Annotated in this window: 20 protein-coding genes; 9 read left to right on the top strand and 11 right to left on the bottom strand. The window is 65.1% G+C overall.

The features are described from left to right. Positions 1-147 precede the first annotated feature (147 nt). From MUG95_RS05725 to MUG95_RS05705, 5 genes are all read left to right on the top strand, one after another. Positions 148-1,341 carry a sugar phosphate nucleotidyltransferase gene (locus tag MUG95_RS05725; RefSeq protein WP_247010112.1) on the top strand — a complete coding sequence of 398 codons (1,194 nt, stop codon included), beginning with the start codon at positions 148-150 and terminating at the stop codon, positions 1,339-1,341. Further along, positions 1,341-3,131, top strand: coding sequence for a glutamine--fructose-6-phosphate transaminase (isomerizing) (gene glmS / locus MUG95_RS05720; RefSeq protein ID WP_247010111.1), 1,791 nt, complete (start codon positions 1,341-1,343; stop codon positions 3,129-3,131). The genes MUG95_RS05725 and glmS overlap by 1 nt, the downstream gene beginning before the upstream one ends. Before the next feature lie 171 nt (positions 3,132-3,302). Then, a complete protein-coding gene (locus MUG95_RS05715) occupies positions 3,303-4,472 on the top strand; it encodes an NAD-dependent epimerase/dehydratase family protein (RefSeq protein ID WP_247010110.1) in 1,170 nt (389 codons plus the stop codon). A gap of 79 nt (positions 4,473-4,551) precedes the next feature. Next, positions 4,552-5,097 (top strand): hypoxanthine/guanine phosphoribosyltransferase, encoded by a 546-nt coding sequence (gene hpt, locus MUG95_RS05710; RefSeq protein WP_247010109.1) that lies wholly within the window; start codon positions 4,552-4,554, stop codon positions 5,095-5,097. Positions 5,098-5,230: 133 nt separating this feature from the next. Beyond that, positions 5,231-6,610, top strand: a complete 1,380-nt coding sequence (locus MUG95_RS05705) for a uracil-xanthine permease family protein (protein WP_247010108.1) — start codon at positions 5,231-5,233, stop codon at positions 6,608-6,610. A gap of 372 nt (positions 6,611-6,982) precedes the next feature. On the opposite strand, the gene MUG95_RS05700 is transcribed toward MUG95_RS05705, so the two are convergent. Next, on the bottom strand, positions 6,983-8,068 hold the full coding sequence (locus tag MUG95_RS05700) for a guanosine monophosphate reductase (protein WP_247010107.1): 1,086 nt from the start codon (positions 8,066-8,068) through the stop codon (positions 6,983-6,985). Positions 8,069-8,224: 156 nt separating this feature from the next. Between MUG95_RS05700 and MUG95_RS05695 the strand changes: the two genes are divergently transcribed. The 3 genes from MUG95_RS05695 to MUG95_RS05685 all read left to right on the top strand — a co-directional run bounded on the left by MUG95_RS05695 (position 8,225) and on the right by MUG95_RS05685 (position 11,712). Beyond that, positions 8,225-9,205, top strand: a complete 981-nt coding sequence (locus MUG95_RS05695; RefSeq protein ID WP_247010106.1) for an NAD-dependent epimerase/dehydratase family protein — start codon at positions 8,225-8,227, stop codon at positions 9,203-9,205. Positions 9,206-9,359: 154 nt separating this feature from the next. Next, complete coding sequence (locus tag MUG95_RS05690) at positions 9,360-10,772, top strand: aryl-sulfate sulfotransferase (protein WP_247010105.1); 1,413 nt, start codon at positions 9,360-9,362, stop codon at positions 10,770-10,772. Positions 10,773-10,827: 55 nt separating this feature from the next. Then, positions 10,828-11,712: a hypothetical protein gene (locus MUG95_RS05685; protein ID WP_247010104.1), complete on the top strand. Its 885-nt coding sequence runs from the start codon at positions 10,828-10,830 to the stop codon at positions 11,710-11,712. A gap of 38 nt (positions 11,713-11,750) precedes the next feature. Here MUG95_RS05685 and MUG95_RS05680 read toward each other — a convergent pair whose 3' ends face one another. Both MUG95_RS05680 and MUG95_RS05675 read right to left on the bottom strand, forming a co-directional pair. Then, entirely contained in the window at positions 11,751-12,326 is a 576-nt protein-coding gene (locus MUG95_RS05680) for an acyltransferase (protein WP_247010103.1), read from the bottom strand. A gap of 66 nt (positions 12,327-12,392) precedes the next feature. After that, positions 12,393-13,745, bottom strand: a complete 1,353-nt coding sequence (locus MUG95_RS05675; RefSeq protein ID WP_247010102.1) for a glycosyltransferase — start codon at positions 13,743-13,745, stop codon at positions 12,393-12,395. Between the two features lie 279 nt (positions 13,746-14,024). Here MUG95_RS05675 and MUG95_RS05670 point away from each other — a divergent pair, with 279 nt between their 5' ends. Beyond that, the gene (locus MUG95_RS05670; RefSeq protein ID WP_247010101.1) at positions 14,025-15,275 is read left to right on the top strand and encodes a glycosyltransferase family 4 protein; all 1,251 of its coding nucleotides are present in this window, start codon (positions 14,025-14,027) and stop codon (positions 15,273-15,275) included. A 12-nt stretch (positions 15,276-15,287) separates the two neighbouring features. Here MUG95_RS05670 and MUG95_RS05665 read toward each other — a convergent pair whose 3' ends face one another. The 8 genes from MUG95_RS05665 to MUG95_RS05630 form a co-directional block, all read right to left on the bottom strand. Further along, complete coding sequence (locus tag MUG95_RS05665; RefSeq protein WP_247010100.1) at positions 15,288-16,928, bottom strand: glycosyltransferase; 1,641 nt, start codon at positions 16,926-16,928, stop codon at positions 15,288-15,290. Further along, positions 16,925-17,656, bottom strand: coding sequence for an ABC transporter ATP-binding protein (locus MUG95_RS05660; protein WP_247010099.1), 732 nt, complete (start codon positions 17,654-17,656; stop codon positions 16,925-16,927). The genes MUG95_RS05665 and MUG95_RS05660 overlap by 4 nt, the downstream gene beginning before the upstream one ends. Before the next feature lie 61 nt (positions 17,657-17,717). After that, positions 17,718-18,503 (bottom strand): ABC transporter permease, encoded by a 786-nt coding sequence (locus MUG95_RS05655; RefSeq protein WP_247010098.1) that lies wholly within the window; start codon positions 18,501-18,503, stop codon positions 17,718-17,720. Next, positions 18,500-19,705 (bottom strand): glycosyltransferase family 4 protein, encoded by a 1,206-nt coding sequence (locus tag MUG95_RS05650; RefSeq protein WP_247010097.1) that lies wholly within the window; start codon positions 19,703-19,705, stop codon positions 18,500-18,502. The genes MUG95_RS05655 and MUG95_RS05650 overlap by 4 nt, the downstream gene beginning before the upstream one ends. A 3-nt stretch (positions 19,706-19,708) precedes the next feature. Then, positions 19,709-20,827, bottom strand: coding sequence for a DegT/DnrJ/EryC1/StrS family aminotransferase (locus MUG95_RS05645; RefSeq protein ID WP_247010096.1), 1,119 nt, complete (start codon positions 20,825-20,827; stop codon positions 19,709-19,711). 6 nt (positions 20,828-20,833) lie between these two features. Beyond that, a complete protein-coding gene (locus MUG95_RS05640) occupies positions 20,834-21,817 on the bottom strand; it encodes a Gfo/Idh/MocA family protein (protein ID WP_247010095.1) in 984 nt (327 codons plus the stop codon). A gap of 58 nt (positions 21,818-21,875) precedes the next feature. Continuing rightward, positions 21,876-23,036, bottom strand: a complete 1,161-nt coding sequence (gene wecB / locus MUG95_RS05635) for a non-hydrolyzing UDP-N-acetylglucosamine 2-epimerase (RefSeq protein WP_247010094.1) — start codon at positions 23,034-23,036, stop codon at positions 21,876-21,878. Continuing rightward, a complete protein-coding gene (locus MUG95_RS05630) occupies positions 23,033-24,217 on the bottom strand; it encodes a glycosyltransferase (protein WP_247010093.1) in 1,185 nt (394 codons plus the stop codon). The genes wecB and MUG95_RS05630 overlap by 4 nt, the downstream gene beginning before the upstream one ends. Position 24,218 lies beyond the last annotated feature (1 nt).

Genomic DNA, 24,218 nt, shown 5'->3' with positions numbered 1-24,218 from the left:
GAACTGCCTCCGATTCGAAACGACCACATAATTATACGCCGTTTACCAACTCTGAATCCGGCAGTATACGCCATCTACTGTTCGATATTAACAGAAGGGTCCTGCCGGAGCCGGAACGTTGAAGCGGCGCGGTGGCAATCGTTCTGTATGAGCGTCAGTACAGCGGTCGTCCTCGCTGCCGGGGAAGGGACACGGTTGCGGCCCCTGACGCGCAACCGTCCGAAACCCATGCTCCCCGCCGCCGACCGCCCGATACTCGAACACGTCTTCGACGCCCTCGTCACCGCCGGGATGGACCGACTGGTCTGTGTCGTCGGGTACAAACACGACCGCGTGCAGGACCACTTCGGCCCGACCTATCGGGACGTACCCATCGAGTACGTCCGCCAACACAAGCAACTCGGGAGCGGCCACGCGCTCCTGCAGGCCAGAGCCACCGTCGACGGGCCGCCGCTGGTGGTCAACGGCGACCGCCTCATCGACGCCAGCATGGTCGAAACCGTCGCCGATGCCTACGGACGCCAGAACCCGGCCGCGACGATGGGGGTCGTCGAACACCCGGAGGCCTCCCAGTACGGCGCGGTCGCCGTCCGCAACGACGAGATAACCGACATCATCGAGAAGCCGACGACCGACGAGTATCGCCTCATCAACGGCGGTATCTACGCGTTCGACGCGAGCATCTTCGACGAGATAGCCGACACACCACGGACGGCGGGCGAACTCGCCCTGACCGACACCATCGACCGGCTTCTCGACCGTGAACGCGTCACTGCGGTCCGCTGTGAGGGACTGTGGGCCGACGCGACCTACCCGTGGGACCTGCTGACCGTCGCGGACGAGGTGCTGGCTCGCGGGCGACTCGCCGGGAGGGAGCGCGACGACGGCGTGTGGGTCCACGACGACGCCCGCATCCACGAGACGGCGGTGCTCCGCTCGCCGGCCGTCGTCGGTCCCGACTCGGAAGTCGCGCCGTGTGCCGTCGTGGGGCCGAACGCCGCGCTGGGGCGGAACGTGACCGTCGGCCCGAACGCGACCATCGAGCGGTCGGTCTTGGACGCCGACACGCGCGTCGCCGCCGGTGTCACGCTCCTCGACACCGTGACCGGGCAGGACGTGGACGTGGGTGCGGGGAGTACCGCACCCGGCGGCCCGGCCGACGTGCGGGTCGGCAACGAGGTGTTCGAGGACCAACGGCTGGGGGCCGTCCTCGCGGACCGCGTTACCGCAGCGGGTGACGTGACGCTCGCGCCAGGGACGCTCGTCGGCCCGAACGCTCGCCTCCACGCCGGGGCACACGTCCGTGACCAGATCCCCGAGGGTGCGGAGGTGCTCCGCTGATGTGTGGTATTATCGGCTGTGCGGGCCGTGACGGCGAGACGCTCGACGTCCTCGTTCACGGCCTCTCGAAACTGGAGTACCGCGGCTACGACTCGGCCGGCGTCGCGCTATCGGCTGACGCGCTCGACGTGTGCAAGACGGCGGGCGAAATCAGCGAACTGCGCGCCGCCCTCGAAGAGCGGGAACTCTCGGGGACGGTCGGCATCGGCCACACGCGCTGGAGTACGCACGGGCCGCCGACCGACGAGAACGCCCACCCGCATCTGGACTGCAACCGTGAGGTGGCCGTCGTCCACAACGGCATCATCGAGAACTACCAGACGCTGCGCGACGAACTCTCGACGGCGGGCCACGAGTTCCGGAGCGACACGGACACCGAAGTCGTCCCGCACCTCGTCGAGGACGAACTCCGGGACGGCCACGCGCCCGAGGATGCCGTTCGCCGGGCGATATCGCGACTGGAGGGGAGTTACGCCATCGCCGCCGTCGTCGCCGGGTCGGACAGTATCTTCGCGGCCCGCAACGACTCGCCGCTCGTCCTCGGGATTTCCGACGACGCCTACTACCTCGCCAGCGACGTGCCCGCGTTCCGGGACCACACCGACCGGGTCGTCTACCTCGACGACGGCGAGTTCGCCGTCCTGAATGGCGACGGCTACACCGTCACCACCCTCGACGGTGAGGGCGTCGAGAAACCGGTCGAGACGGTCGACTGGGACCCCGAGGAGACGGGCAAGAGCGGCTACGACCACTTCATGCTCAAGGAGATACACGAGCAACCGCGCGCGCTCCGGCAGTGTCTACGGGGTCGCGTGGACGAACTCGGTGGCGAGGTCGACCTCGGGGACTTGGGTGACCTGTCGCCCCGCGGCGTCCAGTTCGTCGCGGCGGGGACGAGTTACCACGCGTCGCTGTACGCCGCCCAGCTGTTCCGGCAGGCCGGTATCCCGGCCCAAGCGTTCCTCGGCAGCGAGTACGCCACGAGCGTCCCGCCCATCGGCGACGCGCTGGTCGTCGGCGTCACCCAGAGCGGCGAGACGGCCGACACCCTGAGCGCGCTCAGGGAGGCCCGCCGCCGTGGCGCGCGGACGCTCGCCGTGACGAACACCGTCGGGTCGACGGCGGCCCGGGAGTGTGACCACGCGCTGTACATCCGGGCCGGCCCCGAGTTCGGGGTGGCCGCGACCAAGACGTTCTCCAGCCAAATCGCCGCGCTGAACCTGCTCGCACTGGCGGTCACGTCCGTCGGTGACGCCCGCGAGGTCATCAGCGCGCTCCGTGACCTCCCCGGTGCGGTCCAGGAGATACTCGACGATTCGACGGCGGCCGACATCGCCGAGACGTACCGGGACGCCGACTCGTACTTCTTCATCGGTCGGGGACTGAACTACCCCGTCGCGCTGGAGGGCGCGCTGAAGATGAAGGAGATATCCTACAGGCACGCCGAGGGCTTCGCGGCGGGCGAACTCAAACACGGGTCGCTGGCACTGGTCACCGAGAACACGCCCGTCTTCGCCGTCGTCACCGGGAGTGACGAGATGGCGACGAAGACGGTGGGGAACGTCAAGGAAGTCGAGGCTCGCGACGCCCCCGTCGTCGCCGTCACCGACGGTGCGAGCGACGTGGAACGCTACGCCGACCACGTGTTGGAAGTCCCCGACACCCATCCGCGGGTGGCCGCCGTCGTCGCCAACGTTCAACTGCAACTGACGGCCTACCACACCGCCGACCTGCTCGGCCGCTCCATCGACAAGCCGCGCAACCTCGCCAAGAGCGTCACCGTTGAGTAACGGGCCGCCGCTTTTTGCACACACCGCTTGCGAGCGATGTATCCGACCGACGGAGCAGTCGCCGTACCGACGCGCTCGCCCCGTGACGTGTCCCCGCTGAGACTCGACTCGGCCGGCGAGAGTGTCGGAAGACTTTTGTTCGCACGAAGTTACTCGCGGAGTGAGTAACTAATGACGATACTCGTCACTGGCGGTGACGGCTACCTCGGGTGGCCGACCGCACTGCGAATCGCGACACGGACCGACGACCGAGTGCTCGCCGTGGACAACTTCGGCCGGCGCGAGTGGGTCGAGGAAGTCGGGTCGACGAGTGCCGTCCCCGTCGGGTGGATGGACGAACGCATCGACGCGGCCGCCGAGACACACGACGTGGCCAACCTCTCGTTCGTGCAGGGGGACCTCGCCGAGAAGGCCTTCGTCGAGGAACTGCTGACGGTCCACGAACCAGACACCATCGTTCACGCCGCCGCACAACCGTCCGCGCCGTACTCCCAAATCAACGGCGAGCGGGCCAACTTCACCCAGCACAACAACATGCAGGCCACGCGCAACCTCGTCTTCGGCCTGCACGAACACGACCTGACCGACACCCACTTCATCGAGACGACGACCACGGGCGTCTACGGTGCCCCCGAGTTCCCCATCCCCGAGGGCGGCGCGGTGATGGAGAACCAGGGCGAACGCGACGAGGTGCCGTTCCCGGCGATGGCGGGCAGTTGGTACCACCTCACGAAGAGCCACGACGCGGCGAACCTCCGGTTGGCCCAGAGCCAGTTCGACATCCCGATTTCGGACGTGCGGACGGCCATCGTCTACGGAACCGAGACCGAAGAGACGCGGGCCGACGACCGCCTGAAGACGCGCTTTGACTTCGACTACTACTTCGGGACGGTCACGCACCGCTTCTGTGCCCAAGCCGTCTCGGGCTACCCCGTCACCGTCTACGGGAAGGGCGAACAGCGCAAGCCGTTCATCAGTCTGGAGGACGCCGTCGAGGGCCTCGCCGAATTGGCTCTGAGCGGTCCCGCCGAGGACGACGACGGCGTGACCGTCTACAATCAGGTGACGCGCGCCATCTCCATCGTGGAAATCGCCGAGACCATCGCCGACGTGGGCGCGGAGTACGACCTCGACGTGGCCGTCGAACACTTCGAGAACCCCCGCGACGAGGACGAGACGCACAAGATGGAAATCGAGAACGACCGGTACATGGATGTCATCGGCGCGCAGGCACAGGACTTCGAGGGCGGCGTCCGGGACATCCTCGACACCCTGACCACCTACGACGACACCATCGCGGCCCACGAGGACCGCTTCCTGCCGGGCGTCCTAGAGGAGTAGACGACCAGTTGACGGGCCGGGGACAGTCGGTGCGGCCCCGGAACGATTCGTTTTTCGGGGCCTTGCCCGAACCGGGGGCATGGAACGCCTGCGGGAGTCCTTACACGACGCGCCGATAATCGACAAGGACGGCTACGAGTACATGGTCCACCCCATCAGCAACGGGGTTCCGATGCTCGACCCCGCACTCCTCCGGGAAGTCGTCGCCGAAGTCATCCGACGCGTCGACTTGGACGTGGACAAAATCGTCGCGCCCGAAGCCATGGGGATTCACCTCGCCACCGCGCTCTCGCTCCAGACCGACATCCCGCTGGTCGTCATCCGCAAGCGCGCGTACGGCCTGCCCGACGAAATCCCGCTCCACAAGTCGACTGGCTACTCCGAATCGGAGATGTACATCAACGACGTGGACGCCGGTGACAGAGTACTCATCCTCGACGACCTGCTGTCGACCGGCGGGACGCTCGCGGCTATCTGTAACGCCCTCGACGAGACGGGCGCGGACATCAGCGACATCGTCGTCGTCATTCGGAAAGTCGGTGACTCGGCACTCGACGACACCGACTACGAGGTCGAGAGTCTGGTCGACATCACGGTCGAGGACGGCGAAGTCACGGTCCACTGAGACAGCAGCCCGGCTATGCTTGTCTCAGTGACACGTCTATACCTCCCGGAGACGCCGCGGAACGGCGGCGATACCAGTCCTTCGGTTCGAGACACAACTGTTATGATAAGATACCCGCTGGATGTGGCTATAGATGGGAACCGAGACTGAGGGTGAAATCGACCTCGACTACGGGGTCGACGACAAGCCGCCGTGGCTCAAGTCGATACTGTTGGGGCTCCAGCACGTCGCGGTGATGATAGTTCCGGCGACGGCCGTGGCGTACATCGTCGCGGGGGCCGTCGGACTCGAAGCGGCCGACACGGCCTACCTCGTCCAGATGGTGTTGCTGTTCTCGGGCATCGCCACCATCGTTCAGACCTACACCGTCGGACCGGTCGGGTCGAAACTCCCAATCGTGATGGGGACGAGTTTCACCTTCGTCGGTGCGGCGTCGTCCATCGGCGCGAGTTCCGGGCTGGCCGCGGTCTTCGGCGCGATACTCGTGACCGGATTCGTCGTCGAGGGCCTCGTCGGCTGGCAGTTCAAGCGTATCAGACCCTTCTTCCCGCCACTCGTGACCGGCCTCGTCGTGGTCATCATCGGGCTGTACCTCATCCCCGTCGGGATGGACTACGCGGCGGGCGGGGTCGGTGCGGCCGACTACGGGTCGCTCACGAACCTTGGCCTCGCGTCGCTCGTCCTGTCCATCGCCGTCGCCCTCAACATGTTCACGAGCGGCGTCACGCGACTGCTCTCGGTCCTCGTCGGTATCGTCGTGGGCTACGGCGTCGCCGTCGCGCTCGGCGTCGTCGACTTCGGTCCCATCGCGGACGCGGCGTGGTTCGCGGTGCCGCGCCCCGGGGAGTTCGGCTTCGCGTTCGAACCGGTCCCCATCGTGACGTTCGCGTTCCTGTTTCTCGTCTCCGCGATGGAAACCGTCGGGGACATGTCCGGCATCACGGCCGCAGAGGGCCGCAACCCTACTCACGAGGAGTTCCGGGGCGGCCTCTTCACCGACGGACTGCTCAGTTCCATCGGCTCTGCCTTCGCCGCGTTCCCCATCACTTCCTTCTCCCAAAACGTCGGCATCGTCAACTTCACCGGCGTGATGAGCCGTCACGTCGTCGGCATCGGCGGCGTCCTCCTCGCCGTCCTCGGCCTCGTCCCGAAGGTCGGTGCCGCCGTCACGACGATTCCCAGTGCCGTCTTCGGCGGTGCGGTCCTGCTGATGGTCGGGATGGTCGCCGCGAGCGGGACGCGACTCATCTTCCTGCACACGGACCTGAACCGGCGCAACATGGTCATCATGGCCGTCTCGCTCGGTCTCGGCCTCGGCGTCGCGACCCGGCCCGAAGCCCTCGGCGGCCTCCCGAGTGCTGCCGAGACGTTCTTCGGGCAACCGGTCATCCTGACGGCACTGTCGGCACTCGTCCTCAACACGTTCGTCCCCGGCGACCAGAGTCCGCTGTTCGACGCCGACCCCGACGAGACGCCCGCCGAGTCGATGGGGATTCTCTCCAGCGACGACTGACACGAGACGCGACTACAGGGAGCGTCTCCAACTGCGCGAGCGGCGACGAAAGAGCCGCGAGCGAAGCGCGTCAGTCGTCGGCCTCGCTCTGCTCGCGGGCTACGCCCGCTCGTTGGTTCCGAGGCGGATTCCCTCGCTTCGCTTAATCATCCGCCTCGCTCTCGCTCCACGGGTCGGTTTCGCCTCCCCGCTCCGCTTCGAGGCTGACTCTTTCACTCCGCTCAGTCGTCGGCCTCGCTCTGCTCGCGGGCTACGCCCGCTCGTTGGTTCCGAGGCGGATTCCCTCGCTTCGCTCAATCATCCGCCTCGCTCTCGCTCCACGGGTCGGTTTCGCCTCCCCGCTCCGCTTCGAGGCTGACTCTTTCACTCCGTTCAATCGTCGGCCTCGCTTTTCGCATGCTTCGTACTGTCCACACTGACGGACTCCCACTCGTGGTCCGAGTGTGCCCCTTCCCGCTCCTTGGCACTCCCGGCGACGCGGATGAACTCGGCGTTCTCGCGCGCGTCCGGAATCGTGTGGCCGCCACAGTACGAGAGGCCCGACCTGATACCGGCACAGAACTCCTCGGCCACCTCGACGACCGGCCCCTTGTACGGCGTCAGCCCTTCGACGCCCTCGTCGGCGGTGACGTTCTCCTCCTTGTCGGAGCGTTCCTCGGCGGCGGCCGTCGTCGCCATCCCACGCGAGCGTTTGTACTTCACGCCGTCGACTTCGACGACGTCGCCGGGGGCTTCCTCGGTCCCCGCGAACAGACTGCCCATCATCACGGTGTCCGCACCGGCCATCAGGGCCTTCACTGCGTCGCCGGAGGTGCGAATCCCCCCGTCGGCACAGACGGTGACGCCGAGGTCCGCTGCGGCGTCGGCACAGTCGTCGATAGCCGTCAACTGCGGGACGCCCGCACCCGCGACTTTCCGCGTCGTGCAGTGTGACCCGGGGCCGATGCCGACCTTCACACAGTCCGCGCCGGCGGCGTGGAGGTCCTCGACACCCGACGGCGTCGCCACGTTCCCGGCGACGAGTTCGACATCCGGGAACTCGGCGCGGATGTCCGCGACGGCGTCGAGCGTCCGCCCCAGATGCCCGTGTGCGACGTCGACGACGACGGCGGCCGCGCCGGCTTCGAGTAGTGCCTCGGTACGCCCGAGGTAGTCCTCGTCGATGCCGACGGCGGCCGTCACCGGAACGCCGTCCGCGGCGGCCGTCGCCACGGCTTCGGCCTGTTCCTCGACGGTGAAAAACCGGTGTATCGTCCCGACGCCGCCGCTGTCTCCGAGGCGACGGGCCAACTCGGCACTCGTCACCGTGTCCATCGCCGCGGACACCAACGGCGTATCGAGTTCGATGGCAGGCGTGAGCCGCGTCGTGAGGTCGACGTCGGTCCGACTGTCGACGGGAGACCGCTGTGGGACGAGTAACACGTCACCGTAGCTGAGTCCCGTTCGCAGTTCGTCCATAGCCGACACTTTCGAACGTGACTCGTAGATTTAAACCCGGTGGTTCAGCGAGCGTTCCTGTCCGTCTCTCGGACGCACGTGCGTGCTCGACCCGCGTTCGTGGGGCTTTGCGTCCGAACCACCGGGCGTATATACTCCCGCGCCGACGTGGCGACCATGACCGAATCGCCGTCCTCGAACACTCACGTCGCGGTCACGGGCGCGGCGGGATACATCGGCAGTCGCGTCGTCGCACAACTGCAGGCGGCCCACCCCGACTGGGAGGTGACCGCGCTGGACAACTTCTACCTCGGTGACATCCGTGCCATCGGTGACGTACCCGTCGAACACGTCGACATCCGCAACCGCGACCGACTCGCCGACGCACTCGACGGTGCGGACGTAGTCCTCCACTTGGCCGCGATTTCGGGCGTCGACGACTGTGACGAGGACGCGGACTTGGCCTACGACGTGAACGTCGTCGGCACGAACAACGTCGCGTGGCACTGCCGGCAGACGGGTGCCGGACTGACCTTCCCGTTCTCGATGGCCGTCGTCGGTGACCCACAGTCGTTCCCCATCACGGTCGACCACCCGCGAGACCCGCTGAACTGGTACGGCCGGACGAAACTGCTGGGCGAACACGCCATCGAGGACTTCGCCGACGGCGCGTTCCCGGCCCACCAGTTCATGATTGCGAACCTCTACGGCAGTCACGAACTGAACGGCCGCCGCGTCTCGAAGGGGACCGTGATTAACTTCTTCGTCGACCGCGCGCTCGCCGGCGAACCGCTGACCGTCTACGAACCGGGCACCCAGTCGCGCAACTTCGTCCACGTCCGCGACGTGGCGGACGCCTTCGTCAAGAGTGCCGAGCGACTCGTCGACCAGACGGCGGCGGGCGAGACGGGCACGGAGAAGTTCGAGATAGCGAGCGACGAGGACCACAGCGTGATGGCCGTCGCCGAGACGGTCCAGGCTGTCGCCGCTGACATCCTCGGGCGGGAGCCGGCGGTCGAACTCGTCGAGAACCCCCGTGCGGCCGAGACGCTCGTCGACGAGTTCGGCGTCGACACGTCCCGGGCCGCCGAGAAACTGGGGTGGGAGCCACGTGAGTCCGTCGAGCAGACCGTGCGTGAACTCCTCTCGGACGCCTGACTGTTCGAGTTGTCTCCTCTGGCCGAGTCGACGGGCCGAACCTTCGCCCCGAGTTACCCGTCGAGAGCGGTGTTCGAAGGGAACAGAAACGGACTCAGCCGACCGAGGGGGTGAGTAGAAAGAGTAATTACCGGCCGGAGATGGAAGGCGACTGATGAGGAATCGGCTACGAATCGGTCTCGTCGCACTGCTTCTCGTCTCTGTCGGATTTCTCGGATACTCGTGGGCAACCTCGGACGTTCGGGCCAGCGAGTCGCTGTACGAGTCCGCGTACGACGACGGCGGGCAAGTCGTCCCCGACCGGCCGAACCACACGGCCATCTCAATCAACCGCCGGTGGCAAGGAACCGTCGCGTCGGCACTCCTCGTGTTCACGCCCGAGGGGGGCGTCGCCTATCACAACGACACGCACTACGTCTACGCCGACGTGGACCCGATACCGGGGACGCGGTCGGTGTTCACGATTTCGGCGAACCTCCGGGCCGGCGAGACGTGCCAGCAGTACATCAACCGCACCGAGGGGCGGTGCACCCGCAACAACTTCGAGCGGATGTGGTGGAACAACGGCACGACGGAGACTGTCTACCGGGAGTCCGCGACGAACCCCGGCCCGCGCTCGTCGGTCAACTGGCACGATGCCGACCGCCTCAACAGCACGCACTACCTCGTCGCGGACATCGCCGCCGACAGGGTGTTCATCGTCGACGTGCGGACCGGCGAGCACACGTGGACGTGGGACGCCAACCAGTCGTACGACCCCGACAGCGGCGGTGAGTACCCCGGGGACTGGACGCACATCAACGACGCCGACATGCTGCACGACGGCCGCGTCATGGCATCGCTTCGGAACCAAGACTCCGTCGTGTTCATCGAACCGGGCGAGGGGATACAGGAGAACTGGACGCTCGGCAGCGACGGTGACCACGACGTCATGTTCGAGCAGCACAACCCAGACTACATCCCCGCGTCGAGAGGCGGCCCGGCGGTGCTGGTCGCGGACAGCGAGAACGACCGCATCGTCGAGTACCAGCGCGTCGACGGCACGTGGGAGCAGTCGTGGGTCTGGTCCGACCCCCGTCTCGAATGGCCCCGTGACGCCGACCGGCTCCCGAACGGTAACACGCTCATCGTCGACTCGAACGGTGGCCGCGTCATCGAAGTCGACCAGTCGGGCGAAGTCGTCTGGAGCGTCCCGATATCGCTCCCCTACGACGCAGAACGCATCGGCACCGGCGACGAGAGCGCGGGCGGACACAGTGCCACAGCGTTGAACCTCACGAGCCGTATCGCCTCGACCGACGCCAACCGGACCACCGCGAGAAACGAGAGCGTCGTCATCGACGAGAAGCGGTCGTTCCAGTTGGAGCGTATCTTCGGCCTCGTCCTCCCCGACGAACAGGCGTCGCTGCTCGCGTCCGGGTTACAGTGGACGACACCGGCGTGGGTGCTCGCGGAGCAAATCGTCGCCGGATTCGTGGCACTCCTCACCCTGTTGGCCCTCGTCGTGACCGAGACTGTGCGGGTACTCCGCCGGCGCGGTGTCCTCGACCGCGTCGCTGTGCGGTAGGCCACCCTTGGCGTGGCCCGGAAGCCTGAAGGCCCGACCCGACTTCCGGTCGGATATGCACGTCAGCGTCGTCGGGAGCGGTCGCCTCGGGACCACGACCGCCGCCTGTCTCGTCGACATCGGTCACGATGCCACAATCGTCGGTGCGGACCCGGACACCGCGGCCGCAATCGAAGCCGGCGAGTCGCCGGTCGAGGAACCGGGGTTGGCCCCGCTCGTCTCCCTCTACGGCGGTGACCGGTTGCGGGCGACGACCGACTACGACGCCGTACCCGACGGCGACCTGACCGTACTGGCGGTTCCGGCCGCGGCCGACGCCGGGCACGCCGACACCGACACGCTCGCGGCCGCGGCCGACGCCGTCGGCAACGAACTGGCCGGGTCCGAGGCGTACCACCTCGTCGCGGTTCGGAGCCCGGTGCTCCCCGGGACGACTGCCGAAACCGTGATTCCCGCGCTGGAAGCCGCCTCGGACCGGACCGATGGGACCGACCTCGGCGTAGCCGTGACCCCGACCTTCCAGCGACCGGGGGCTGCCGTCGACGACTTCATGGACCCCGAACGGCTGGTCGTCGGGTCCGACGGCGACGAGCGGGTACTCGATTTGCTCGCCGAACTGTACGAACCGCTGGTCGCCGGGTGGGACGTGCCCGTCGTCGAGTTGGGTCGCCGCGAGGCCGAACTGCTGCCGTTCGCCGACAGCGTCGCCAGCACCGCCCAAGACGCGCTGGTGGCCGACATCGCGACCGTCTGTGACGAACTCGACGTGGACGCGCGTGCGGTCGTCGACGCGTTGCGCTCGGCCGGCCACGTCGGCGACGCGGCCGGCCGTGGGCCGCGGGAGGCACATCTCCCGACGGCCGCTGCCGACCTCGCCGCACAGGTCCGGGAGGCGGGAGCCGACCCGGCGATGCTCGACGCGTTGGCGGGCGACGAGTAGTCCCACCAACCAGTGCGGAGAGCGGCCGCCCGCGACCGCTACAGCCCGTCGTCGAGTGCCTCGGGGAGCGGTCGCGTCTCGGCAGGGACGCCCATCGCCAGCGTCTCCGGGGGCACGTCCTCGACCACGACGGCACCCGCAGCGACGAACGCGTTCTGCCCGACGGTGACGCCCGGAAGGACCGTCGCGTTCGCGCCGACGCTGGCTCCGTCGCGGATGTCCGGGCCGACGAGGTCCGCGTCGCGGCGGATGGCCGGGTACATGTCGTTCAACAGCGTGGCGTTCGGTCCGAGGAATACGTCGTCGCCGATGTCCGTCTCGCGGGGGACGTATACGCCCGTCTGCATCGCCACGCCGTCACCCACGGCCGTCGCACCGTCGATGACCGCCTGCGTTCCGACCAGTACGTCGTCGCCGAGGACGGTCTGCTCGCGGACCAAGGCGTGGTGGCCCGTCTGGAATCCCGTGCCTGTCTCCACGTCGTTGTAGACGATTGTGCCCTCACGGACGGTACTCCCCTCGCCGACGACTGGCGGGTTCGAGTCCTCGGTGTACTCGACCCCGAGGATAGCTGTCTCGCCCACGTCGACGCCCGCCGGTGTATCCTCTGCCATGGGTGTCCGTGCTGGCGTCGGAGTATTCGGTGTTGCGGTCGGGCGGCGGTCATCATCGTCCGCGTGTCACTGGATTTGGCCCGACCCGACTGTCCCGCGGTCGCCGTCTATCCACTCGTAGGCAGGCCGCTTCTCGGTCGACTCGGCGGCCTGTTCCTCGATGAGGGTGCGGTACTTCTCGGCCTCGTTGGCCCACGTAAGTTCCCGACTCGCTTCGACGACGTTCTCTTTGTACCGGTCGTAGTTCTCGAAGAGGTTTTCGAGCGACGACGCGATTTCCTCGGGGGCCACCTCCGCGAACGAGACGCCCATGTCGTACTCCTTCACCAGCCCACCCATGTCCGGATAGTTCGGGACGGCGAGCGGAATTTGTGCCGTGACGTACTCGAAGAACTTGTTGGGGAGCGCGTAGATGTTGTTCAGTGCCGAGTCGTCCAGCCCGTGGAATCCGAAGTCGGCCGACATAATCGTGGCCGGCACTTCGCGAGCGTTCACCGGGTCGATGAAGTTGAGTTTCTCGCTGACGCCCGTCTCTTCGGCAGTCTCCCGCAGGTGTTCCGCGTAGTCGGAGTCGTGACCCGGCCCGAGCAGTGACACGTACACCTCTCTGTCCAGACGCGGTAGTGCCCGAAGGAGTGAGTCCACGCCGATGGTCTCGCGTATCGCTCCGACGAACACACCGAGGAGTGCATCGTCCGGCATCGGCGTCTCCGCCCGGATGTCGTACGGCGGTTCAATGTCACGGAGTGCCGCCGGGCGACAGTTCCGAATGATGGTCGGCTTGTCGATGTCCAACTCCTCTGCGGTCCACGACGCGACGCCGTCCCCGACTGCAATCGAGTCGTGGAATTTACTGTACACTCGCTTGAACCATTTCTTCACGACGATAGACGAGATAACCGACTCCGATTTCAGCGCGTCACCCGTCCGCTCGGTTGCAAGCTCGACGATGTCCGCGACCAGTCGAGCGTCAGTCCGTTCGGCGATTTCGATTCCGGCTGAGATAGCGTACGAGTCGTGGACTTGCACGACGTCGAAGTCCATCCAGAATACCCTGTCCGGGATGTCGCCGACGAAACTCCGAGAGATGAGGGGCGCGCCGTACTCGCTCTGAAACCGCCGTATAACTCCCCGCATATCGTAGTCGTACTCCCCACCGACGCCGGTGAGGGCGTCGGTGCGTTTCAACACCGCCCCCGTGCCGTTGATGGATTTTTCGATGAGTTTCCGCCGAACCGCTCCTTGCTCCCGTAAATATGCGAATACGTGTCCTGCCGGTCCGTACGTATCTACTGTGATAATACGAACGTTTGTCGACTGTTCGAGGTCTTGCGGTGCAGAGAGGGAAATCAGCGTCACTTCGTGACCGGCGTCGGCCAACTCCGTGACCTGTCGCTGAATCCGATAGTTCCACTCCAACGGTTTTCGTGCTACGATACACACCCTCGCCATTTCCTGAAACTCACCCGGTCAAAAGAGGTAAGTACTGTGATTGGCGGACGTGTGCCGTTCGACGATGTACTCCGAAGAGCTACTGCCGCTGTGTTTGTACTGCCTCCTTTGAACCGAGTCTCGGAGCGGTAGATGGAGCAGTCCGTGTCGGTTCACTGTCCGACAACCCGGATAGTGACATTCTCGCCCGGCTCACCGGCCGCCGGAACACAACTGATTTCTCACTACCCCATCAGATACCGAGGTATGAAGGTCCTTATGGGCCCCCAGAATTTCGCCGGGCAACCTATCAAACTAGTCAACAGCTTGGAAGAGCGTGGTATCGAGGCCGACCTCGTCCAGTACGGTGACACGGATTTCGGATACGAGGCCGACAAGGTGGTCGACATCTCCGGCGACCGAGCGAAAGCACAGATAGAGACTGCAAAGGACGTGGTCGAGGAGGATTACGACATCGTTCACCTCTGGCACCGTCCGCTGTTCATGGGAGAGGGGTACGACCAGTTGGCCGGATTCGACCTTCCGCTGTTGAAGTCGCGGGATATCCGAATTCTGTACCGGTTCACTGGACAGGACCTCCGATTAGAGAGCGTCCAGAAAGACATCAACCCGTACAACGTCTACAGATACGGTTACGAGTCTAATTACGACGAAGAACGGCAGCGCGAGTATCTCGAATTCCTCGAACACTACGTCGACCAGTTCATCGTTCAGGACCGCGAGATGCACGGCTACCGGCCAGACGCAACTATCATCCCCCGGGCGATGGACCCTGACGAGTGGGACCCCGTCGGAATCGACGAGAGCAAGGAAACCCCCCTCGTCGTTCACCCGCCCTCGAACAAAGACGTCAAAGGGTCGTGGTTCGTCCAGGAAGCGGTCGATACGCTCCGAGAGGAGGGATTGGACTTCGAGTACGAGGAAATCAGCGGCCTCCCGCACGAGGAAGCGGTCGAAAAGTATAAACAAGCCGATGTAATCGTCGACCAGTTGCTCATTGGATGGCACGGAGTCGTCACGCTGGAAGCGATGGCACTCGGAAAGCCTGCCGTCTGCTACATCCGCGACGACTTGAACTCCGACGACGTGCCGGTTGCGGAAGCGAACCCCGAAACCCTCACCGACACACTCCGGGAGTTGATTCGAGACCCCGACAAACGCGCTCGCCTCGGACGGGACGGGCGCGAGTACGTCGAGGAAAACCACGACATCGAGACCGTCACCGACCAACTCGTGGACCTGTACGAAGAGGTGCTAGAGCGGGAACCGACCGGGAACATGAAACCGGAGGCGACTTCCGACTTCGATTATCTCCACTCCCAGTACGAAGACCAACGGAACAAGAAGTTCAAACTCCGTTACCAGATGAAAAAGCGCGAGGAGCTGGAAGAGGAGTTACAGGAACTCCAGAACAAGGCCGAGGAGTACGAGGAACTGAAAGAGGAGGTAGAGGACCTCCGGTACAAGGTTCAGCGTTACGAGGAACTGCTCGAGTGACTCCGCGGACGTCTACTGTGCGGCCGTGGCCGACCGACGCTGCTGGGCGTCTTCCTCCTCCGACACCGACTCGCCGCCGACTTCACCGTTCACTGCCTCGTACTGTGCGAGGAACGTCTCGGCCTCGTGCTCCCACGTGTAGCGGTGCTTGGCCTCGGCGACGTTCTCCCGATGGCGGTCTAGTCGGTCGGAGTCCGCGACGATGTCGCCGATGGCTTCGGCCATGCTCTGGTGGTCCTGCGGGTCGAAGGTGCCGCCGATGTCGTGGCCCTCGATGACGTGGCCGAGAAACGGGAACGCGCTCCCGACGACGACCAGTTCGGCCATCATGTAGTGGAACAGTTTGCTCGGGCTACAGAGGAAGTGGTTCATCCCGACCCGCTCGTAGGGGACGACGCCGACGTCCGCCGAGGCGATGAACGTCGGCACCTCCTCGTGGGGAACGAACTCAGAGAAGTACACGCGCTCCTCGATGTCGTACTTGAGAGTCATCGCCTCCAGTTCGTTGCGGAGTGGCCCCTCACCCAGAATCACGAGGACTGCGTCGGGTACGTCCGCCATCGCCTTGACGAGATTCTCCAGTCCGCGCTGGGTCGAGAGGCCGCCGCTGTACAGCACCACCGGCGTCTCCGGGTCGATGTCGAACTTCTCGCGGGCCGTCGTCCCCGGCCGCGCGTCCACGTCCTCGACCGGGTCGAACGGCGGGCAGTTCAGTATCACGTCGTCTATCTCTCGCCCGTACCGCTCCTCCATCACTTCGGCGATGAAGGGGTTGACCACGGTCACGCGGTCGGCGAAGCGGATGAGCACACGTTCTTGCACGCTGAGCAGTCGGCTGTACCACCCCGGGAGCGTGTGAATCTCGGTGTACAACTCTTGGGCATCGTAGTAGAGGGGTGCGTCGTGACGGCGCGCCGCGAGAATCGCGACGACGAGCGTGTTCAGGTCGTTGGCCTGCACCACGTCCGGGTCGAGGTCACGCTCTTTCATCGCCCGGTAGCTCTTCCGGTAGTAGTTGTACGACATCACGAACCACCGACCGTGGGCGAGCAGTCGTTGGAGCAGACGAGTGAGCCCCCGGTCAAGCAGACGCCTCGACCGGACGTAGAGACGACGGAGCCGACCCCTGCCCGTGGGACGACGGGGTATCCGACTCCGGGTCTGGCTGCCGTAGCGCGTCCGCAACCTGATGAGTCGGCTCTTGACGTACCAGCGTATCTTGGCGATGCGGAGGTGGCGGTAGGTGAGTCCCGTCGCGACGTTGTACGCCCACGCGAGACGACGGGGCACGAGTGCGCGGAGTCCGGACAGCGACCGCCGGAGTAGCGGACCGACGAGACGCTTCACCCCCCGCACCAACGACAGCAGGTGGAGCACGAACCACTTCAGGACAACGTACAGCGGGTACAGCGGAATGAGTTTCTTCGAGACGTTCCGCAGTCGCGTCAAGTCCGGCGTTATCTTCCCGACGCGAACGATTGTGTACCCCTCCTGTTCTTCCTCACGCGGCAGATGCGTCGGCTTGATGCCGATGAGAGTTACGTCGTAACCCTCCTCGGTCAGCGTCTTCGCCTGCTTGAAGATGCGCGTGTTGTTCTCCAGCGTCTTGCGGGCGAACAGGACCACGCTGTCGTCGTCGGTATCGCCGCTCATCCGGTGTACGCCTCCACGACTGTTTCGGGGTTACCCGTGGCCGCCACGCGTCCGTCCTCCAGATAGACCGCTTTGTCGCAGTTGTCCGTGACGAAACTCATACTGTGTGACGCGATGACGATGACGCGGGACTGTTCGAGCATCTCGTCCATCCGCCGCTGGGACTTCTCCTGAAAGTCTGCGTCGCCGACGCTCATCACTTCGTCGAGTAGGAGGATGTCCGGGTCGATGTTGGTTGCGATGGCGAACCCGAGGCGGACCTTCATTCCGGAGGAGTACGTCCTGACGGGGCGGTCGATGAACTCCTCCAGTTCCGCGAACTCGATAATCTCCGGTACCAATTGTTCGGTTTCGGCCTTGCTCAAGCCGAGATACGCCGCGTTGAGGTAGATGTTGTGTCGCCCACTCAGGCTCGGGTCGAAGCCGATGCCCAACGACATGAGCGGTGAGACGTTGCCGTTCGTCTCGATGTCGCCTTCGTCCGGTTCGAACACGCCAGCGATGGTTCGGAGGAGCGTCGTCTTGCCCGCGCCGTTCCCGCCGATGATGCCCAGCGTCTCGCCCTCATCGACGGTTAGCGAGACGTCCCGGAGTGCCCAGTACGTATCCGTCGTGTCCGTCTCGACGTCGACGAACGGGAACACACGCCCGAAGAGCCGACGCACCGACAGATTCGACTGTGAGATGTCGAATTTGATGCCCAGTCCCGATATGTCGATGGTGCTCATGACGACAGCAAGTTATCCGTACGGAGACGGTGACGCGGTGATAAGTATAGCGGTCTCGTGGTCACACTTTCTTCACGATATCGCTCTCGTACCGGATGAACACGGCGAACCCGACCACGAGCACCAGCACCGAGACGACGAAGGTGAACGCGAGGTAGCCCAGCGGCGGCATCTCCCCGTACAGCATCACGTCCCGGTAACTCGTGAACAGGGTGGCGAACGGGTTCAGCATGTAGAGGTCACGGAACTGTTCCGGGATGCGGGTGACGGGATACAGTGCCGGTGAGACGAAGAACAACCCCCGCGTCGCGAACCGCATCACGTTCTGTATGTCTTCGAGGTACACCGCGACCAGTGCGAGGATGATGCTCACGCCGAGAGTGAGCACCACCTGTATGGCCATGATGACCGGCACGAACGCCACCAGCGGCGTCGGCATGATTCCGGCCACCATGAGCAGCACGAACACGACGCCCATTCCGAGTACGAAGTACACGAGGTTGGAGGCGACGTTAGCCATCGGCAGAACCGCCTTCGGGAAGTCTATCTCGTAGATGACGCTCGGCCCGTTGGCGATGGACCCCATCGACTGGTTGATGCTGACGACGAAGTACCGCCACGCGAGGATGCCGATGCCGATGAACAGCGGGTAGTTCTCCCCGCCACGCTGGAAGATGACGGCGACGAGAAAGTAGTACGACACGATGAGCAGGAGGGGACTGAGCAACCACCACAGATACCCCAACACGAGGTCGCTGTAGTCGGATTTCAGGTTCGAGAGGACGAGAAACCGGAGGAGGTCCTTGCGCTCTGCCAGTTCCGCGGGGTAGTCACGGAGTCCCGTCATGCTATCACGGCGTCGAGCGACGCCACCAGCCGTTCGCGCGGGTGTGTCTCGGTCATGTAGTCTGTCGCTGCAGTCGCCATATCTGCCCTGAGTTCGTCCGCCGCCGAGAGCCGTTCGAGTGCCGCCGCCACCGCCTCGCAGTCCCCCGGGGCGACGGCGATACCACAGTCGGCGTCGTCGAGCAGGTCAGCCGTCGCCCCACCACCGGCGAAGACGACTGGTTTCCCGTGTCGCATGTACTCGAACACCTTGTTCGGCAAGGCGAGTTCCCACACGTCACAGTCTGTGAGGGCGTGGAGGCACGCGTCGGCGCGTGCGAGATACGCTCCGACATCCCGCCGGGGGACCGCCGGGAGGAACGTACAGTTGTCTAGACCCTCGCGCGCACATCGGGCCTCGTACTCGGCCTTGCGCTCGCCGTCGCCGAGGAAGACGAACCGGTAGCCCCGACCCTGCAGTCGCGCCGCGGCGTCCAGCAGCGTCGGGATGTCGGGCGCGTACCCCATCCCGCCGGCGTAGACGACGACGAACTCCTCGTCCCACTCGGGGACTGCCGGCGACTCCACACCGTCGGCTGCCGTCCCCGCGCTGTTGTACGCGTTGTGGATGACTTCGATTCGCTCTCGGGGGACGCCCGCGTCGGCGAGTACGTCGACCATCGGCTCGCTCGGGACGACGAGCCTGTCGGCCAACCGCCAGAAGCCGCGCTCGTACCGTCGGTACGCCCACTCGACCGCCCGGTGTTGTACGACGCCGAGTGCGACCGCCGTCTCGGGGTAGAGGTCGCGCACGTCGAGGACGAACCGCGCGCCGGCCACGAGCGAGAGCAGGTACACGACCGGGAGGTGAATCGGCGGTGGCGTCCCAGCGACGACGGCGTCGGCGTCCCGGTCGGTGGCGACGTACACGAACGCGAGGAGCGAGTACAGCGCGTAGTTGAGCAGTCGCGTCGCCAACCCGCCGCGGTACTGGTCGAGACTCCGGACGCGCACCACCTCGAAACCGCCGACTGAGTTGGCCGACCAGAGGCCGTCCGCCTCTGTGTCGAACTCCGACTCCATGTAGTGTGTGGCGGAGGTCACGACGGTCACGTCGTTCCCACTGTCGGCGAGCGCGTCCGCGAACTCCCACGGCCGGGCCGCACCCGGTTGGTCCGGGGTCGGGAAGTGGTGTGAGAACAGCAACACCCGAGCGTCGCTCATCGGTCAGACTCGGTGTTCGGCGGCGACGTCGGCGACGGCGTCGGCAACCGTCGCCAGTTCGTCCGTATCGAGGCCGGGATACACCGGAATCGAGAGGACGCGGTCGGCCATCTCTTCGGCGACGGGCAACTCTTTCTCACCCAACCGGTCACGGAAGGCCGGCTGTTCGTGGAGCGGCCGGGGGTAGTGCACCGATGCTCCGACGCCACGCTCGTCCAGTTCGTCGATGAACGCGTCGCGTCCGATGTCGAACGCTGCCGGGTCGAGTGCGACGGTGTAGAGGTGATACGAGTGGTTCACCTCCGGTTCGACACGGGGTGTCTTGACGCCGTCGACGTCCGAGAGGTGGTCGGTCAGGTAGGCGGCGTTCTCCCGTCGCTGGTCGACCATGTCGTCGAGTTTCTTCAGTTGTTCCAGCCCGATGGCCGCCTCCATATCGCTCATCCGGTAGTTGAAGCCGAGGTCGGGGTGGTAGTACTTGTCCGTCTGCCAGTGGGCACGGAGGAGCCGACACTGCTCCGCGAGGTCCGGGTCCGACGTGGTTATCATCCCGCCCTCGCCGGTAAACATGTTCTTGGTCGGGTAAAACGAGTACGTCACCGCGTCGGGGATGCTGCCGATGTCGACGCCGTCGTACTCCGTCCCGTGGGCCTGTGCCGCGTCCCAGACGATTTTGAGGTCGTGTTCTCTGGCCAGTTCGACGACACCGTCGACGTCGCAGGCGTTCCCGTAGAGATGTACCGGCACGATGGCCTCGGTGTCGGGGGTAATCCGTTCACGGGCATCTTCCACGTCGATGGTGTAGGTGTCGGGGTCGACGTCACAGAACACCGGTGTACAGCCCACCATCGGCAGCATGCTGGCTGTCGAGATGTGGCTGAACGAGGGGACCAGCACTTCGTCGTCCGCCTCCAGCATCGCGTGGTAGACGATGTGGAGCGCGGCTGTACCGGAACTCACTGCGATAGCGTGGTCGGCACCGACGTGGTCCGCGAACCGTTCCTCGAACTCCTCGCCGTTCGGGCCGAAGACGAGATAGCCCGACTCCAGCACCTCCACGGCGGCGGCTATCTCTTCGTCGGTGAGTTCTACGTCTGCGATCGGTATCTTTCCTTGACTCATGTGTACTCACAGGGTCGAATCGATGATGCGGCGAACTTCGATGGCGTCGTCGAGCGTGTTCAGCTCCGGGTCGCTCTCCGCGGTGACACAGTCTTTGAAGTACTCCAGCTCCTTTTTGAACAGGTCGACGCGGGAGAAGTCGTGGTAGTTGTGGCCACGGTCGTAGATACCGGTCGGCTCGTTGCAGTAGATAGATGTCGGGAACTGGTCGAGAATCGACGTTATTATCGACCCGTTCTCCCCGTGAATCTCGATAGAGTTCATGTACGACGGGCTGACGAGGTCGCTCTCGCAGAGGATTTCCGTGTCGTCCTCGGCGCGTGCCCGCAACACGACGAGGTCCTCGGCGTCGGCCTCGACGGTCTCGCCGCCGATGTCGCGCTCCGGAAGAATCGTGTCGGTCCACAGCCCCTCGGTTTCGGCTGGCGCGCCGAACCACCAGACCATCAGGTCGAGCATGTGGACGAGCATCTCGTTCGCCGCGCCGCCGCCGGTGTCGGACTTGTGTTTCCACGCACGGTGTGACCCGCGGCCCCCGACACGGAAAATCGCGTAGTGGGGGTCTCCGATGACACCGTCCGAGAGTGCCTCCTGTGCGAGCTCGAAGGCCGGGTGGAACCGATAGAGGTAGCCCACCATGACCATGTTCCCCGTCTCGTCGGCGAACCCCCGAATCTCCGCCGCATCCTCGGCTGTCTGTGCGAGTGGCTTCTCACAGAACACGTCCTTGCCTTCCCGGAGGGCGGTTTCGATGACGTCCTTGTGTGCGGTGACCGGCACGCAGACGTCGATAGCGTCGATGTCCGGGTCCCGGAGGACTTTCTCCGGGTCGCGCTCCCACGCCACGTCGTACTTGGACGCCGCCTCGCGTGCCTTGTCGGGTTGAATGTCGGTGACTGTGATATCGAACCCGTCTATCTTCTGGTACGAATCGAGGTGTTTCCCCGCGATTTTGCCACAGCCGAGGACACCGACGCTAACTTCGCTCATAAACTGGTTCTGTGAGGGTGTTCGTACCCAGCAGCATATACATCACGGTTTCGTGGCTTCACCAGTCGTCTTCGCCCGCGGCCGCCGTCTGTGCCGCGTCGACGATGCGTTCGGCGGCGTGATCGTCGCCGAACGGGTTCTCCCACGCCGCATCCGTGTCGAGCATTCGTTCGACACCCGCGACGATGCGTTCGGGGTCGGTTCCGACGAGGGTATTCGCACCGATGTCGAGCGTCTCCTCCCACTCGGTCGTATCCCGGAGCGTGACACACGGCACGTCGAGGATGCAACTCTCCTGCTGGACGCCGCCGGAGTCGGTGAGTGTGACGGCCGCGCTGTCGAGTACCCGGAGGAAGTCGAGGTACCCGACTGCGTCCGTGTAGTTCAGCCCGTCGATGTCGGCGACGAACTCGGACATGCCGAACTCCTCGATACGGTCCTGTGTCCGCGGGTGTGCGAGGAACAGGACGGGCATGTCGAACTGGTCTGTGACCGCGTCCACGCCGTGGAGCGCGTCCCGGAGGTTCTCCTCCGTGTCGACGTTCTCCTCGCGGTGGAGCGTCATCAGCGCGTACTCTCCCTCGGTTAGCCCAAAGCGGGCGAGCGCGTCGGACTGCTCACGCGCGATTTCGCGGTTCTGCACCGCCGCGTCCACTATCGGATTCCCGGACATGTGGATGTCCCCCGCCACGTTGTCGGCTTCGAGGTTCTCGCGTCCCCCGTCGTTCGTGGTGAAGAGGTACTCGGAGATGTGGTCGAGCATCACGCGGTTGTGCTCCTCGGGCATCCGCCAGTCGCCGCTCCGCGCGCCCGCCTCGACGTGGCCGATACGGATGTGGAGCTTTCGGGCGGCCAGCGCGCCCGCGATGTTGAAGTTCGCGTCGCCGCCGACCAGCACCATCCGCGGCCGTTCGCGCAGGAAGACCTCCTCACAGCCTTTCAGCATCTCGGCCGTCTGTTCGCCGTGGTAGGTACACTCCTTGACGTGCTCGAACTTGTAGTCCGGTTCCGGGAGGTTCAGGTCCTCGAAGAACTGGGCGTCCATGTTGTCCGAGTAGTGCTGGCCGGTGTGGACGACGAAGAACTCCTGGTCCCGCCGTTCGAGTTCGCGGATGATGGGGCTGAACATCACGATGCTCGGTCGCGTCCCGACGACGACGCCGACGGTGTCGGTCAGGTCGTCTTTCGATAATGTCTTCAGTTCCGGGTCGTCGCTCATTCTATGTTCGTCACCTGCTCGTAGGCCGTTATCAGCTTTCTTCTTTCCGCGCCCCAATTGAACCGCGACTCGACAGCCCGCCGTCCGCTCGCTCCCAACTCCGCCCGCAGTTCTGGGTCGTCGAGGAAGTCTCCGACGGCACCGGCTACCGCCGCCGTGTCCGTCGTATCGACCAGCCGGCCGCACTCGGCCGCACTGACAGCGTCGCCGACTTCGCCGAAGGCGGGACCGACGACCGGGAGGCCCGCCTCCATGTAGGTGAAGAACTTCCGTCCGTTTCCGGTCGAGACGCGACGGAACCGCTCGGTCGGTTGGTGCAGTGCCAGTGCCACGTCCGCGTCCGCGATGCGGGCCAACATCTCCTCGTACGGGAGCCACGCCGTGTGCGTGACTGCGTCGGCCACGCCAGCGTCACGGACGGCCTCGTGGAACCACGACTCGTCGCCGTGAATCGTTCCGACGAACTGGAGTGTGACCGGATAGCCCGCCTCGCGGAGGACACGCGCCGTCTCGACGGCACGTAGCGCGCCCTTCTCGACGGAGATGCCGCCGACGTACACGAGCCGATATCCGTCGCCGTCGTCGCGGTCCGACACCCCCTCCGGCGGCCCATCGCTACCCGCCACTGCCGGAACGTTGTAGAGGACGGCGACGTTGTGACAGACTCGCCGGTACCGTCGGGCGAGGTGGCCGCCCACGGAGTCGATAGTGAGAACGCAGTCGACTGTCCGAACGAGTGTGTCTTCGACGACTCTGACCGTACCCTCGACGAGCGGGCGGACCGGGGCGGGGAAGCGAAGCGAGAGGTCGAGCGCGTGGAACTCGTAGCTGTCGTACACCACCGAGAGACCGACGCCGTAGGCGAGAACGGGCGCGAGCGGCAGGAACATGAGGTGAGTGAGATGGACCACGTCCGCGTCTCGACGCCACGCCACGGCCAACAACCGGGCGTACAGCCACGGGAGGTACAGCATGGCACCGAGCCACCCGACCGGCGCGTCGGTGTCGAGTCGGTGGTCGGTCCACGGGTCGCCGCCGCCCGCCGTCGATTCCCCGCGCCCCCAGTGGAACACGGTCACGTCGGCCCCCACGTCGCTGAGCGTTCGGAGTTCCTGTCTGACGCGTGGCGCGAGTCTGCCGACGTGGTTGAACACGACGACGGAGTCTCCGTGTTCGCCCACC

The sequence above is a fragment of the Halorientalis litorea genome (assembly GCF_023028225.1).
GTDB lineage: Archaea > Halobacteriota > Halobacteria > Halobacteriales > Haloarculaceae > Halorientalis > Halorientalis litorea.
Note: the sequence above shows the minus strand (reverse complement) of the source record. Positions and strands in the feature narration are given on the sequence as shown.

Excerpts from the sequence above, each read along its gene's own strand:
- MUG95_RS05725 (WP_247010112.1), top strand. The coding sequence starts at position 148 with ATGAGCGTCAGTACAGCGGTCGTCCTCGCTGCCGGGGAAGGGACACGG.
- glmS (WP_247010111.1), top strand. The coding sequence starts at position 1,341 with ATGTGTGGTATTATCGGCTGTGCGGGCCGTGACGGCGAGACGCTCGAC.
- MUG95_RS05715 (WP_247010110.1), top strand. The coding sequence starts at position 3,303 with ATGACGATACTCGTCACTGGCGGTGACGGCTACCTCGGGTGGCCGACC.
- hpt (WP_247010109.1), top strand. The coding sequence starts at position 4,552 with ATGGAACGCCTGCGGGAGTCCTTACACGACGCGCCGATAATCGACAAG.
- MUG95_RS05705 (WP_247010108.1), top strand. The coding sequence starts at position 5,231 with ATGGGAACCGAGACTGAGGGTGAAATCGACCTCGACTACGGGGTCGAC.
- MUG95_RS05700 (WP_247010107.1), bottom strand. The coding sequence starts at position 8,068 with ATGGACGAACTGCGAACGGGACTCAGCTACGGTGACGTGTTACTCGTC.
- MUG95_RS05695 (WP_247010106.1), top strand. The coding sequence starts at position 8,225 with ATGACCGAATCGCCGTCCTCGAACACTCACGTCGCGGTCACGGGCGCG.
- MUG95_RS05690 (WP_247010105.1), top strand. The coding sequence starts at position 9,360 with ATGAGGAATCGGCTACGAATCGGTCTCGTCGCACTGCTTCTCGTCTCT.
- MUG95_RS05685 (WP_247010104.1), top strand. The coding sequence starts at position 10,828 with ATGCACGTCAGCGTCGTCGGGAGCGGTCGCCTCGGGACCACGACCGCC.
- MUG95_RS05680 (WP_247010103.1), bottom strand. The coding sequence starts at position 12,326 with ATGGCAGAGGATACACCGGCGGGCGTCGACGTGGGCGAGACAGCTATC.
- MUG95_RS05670 (WP_247010101.1), top strand. The coding sequence starts at position 14,025 with ATGAAGGTCCTTATGGGCCCCCAGAATTTCGCCGGGCAACCTATCAAA.
- MUG95_RS05665 (WP_247010100.1), bottom strand. The coding sequence starts at position 16,928 with ATGAGCGGCGATACCGACGACGACAGCGTGGTCCTGTTCGCCCGCAAG.
- MUG95_RS05660 (WP_247010099.1), bottom strand. The coding sequence starts at position 17,656 with ATGAGCACCATCGACATATCGGGACTGGGCATCAAATTCGACATCTCA.
- MUG95_RS05655 (WP_247010098.1), bottom strand. The coding sequence starts at position 18,503 with ATGACGGGACTCCGTGACTACCCCGCGGAACTGGCAGAGCGCAAGGAC.
- MUG95_RS05650 (WP_247010097.1), bottom strand. The coding sequence starts at position 19,705 with ATGAGCGACGCTCGGGTGTTGCTGTTCTCACACCACTTCCCGACCCCG.
- MUG95_RS05645 (WP_247010096.1), bottom strand. The coding sequence starts at position 20,827 with ATGAGTCAAGGAAAGATACCGATCGCAGACGTAGAACTCACCGACGAA.
- MUG95_RS05640 (WP_247010095.1), bottom strand. The coding sequence starts at position 21,817 with ATGAGCGAAGTTAGCGTCGGTGTCCTCGGCTGTGGCAAAATCGCGGGG.
- wecB (WP_247010094.1), bottom strand. The coding sequence starts at position 23,036 with ATGAGCGACGACCCGGAACTGAAGACATTATCGAAAGACGACCTGACC.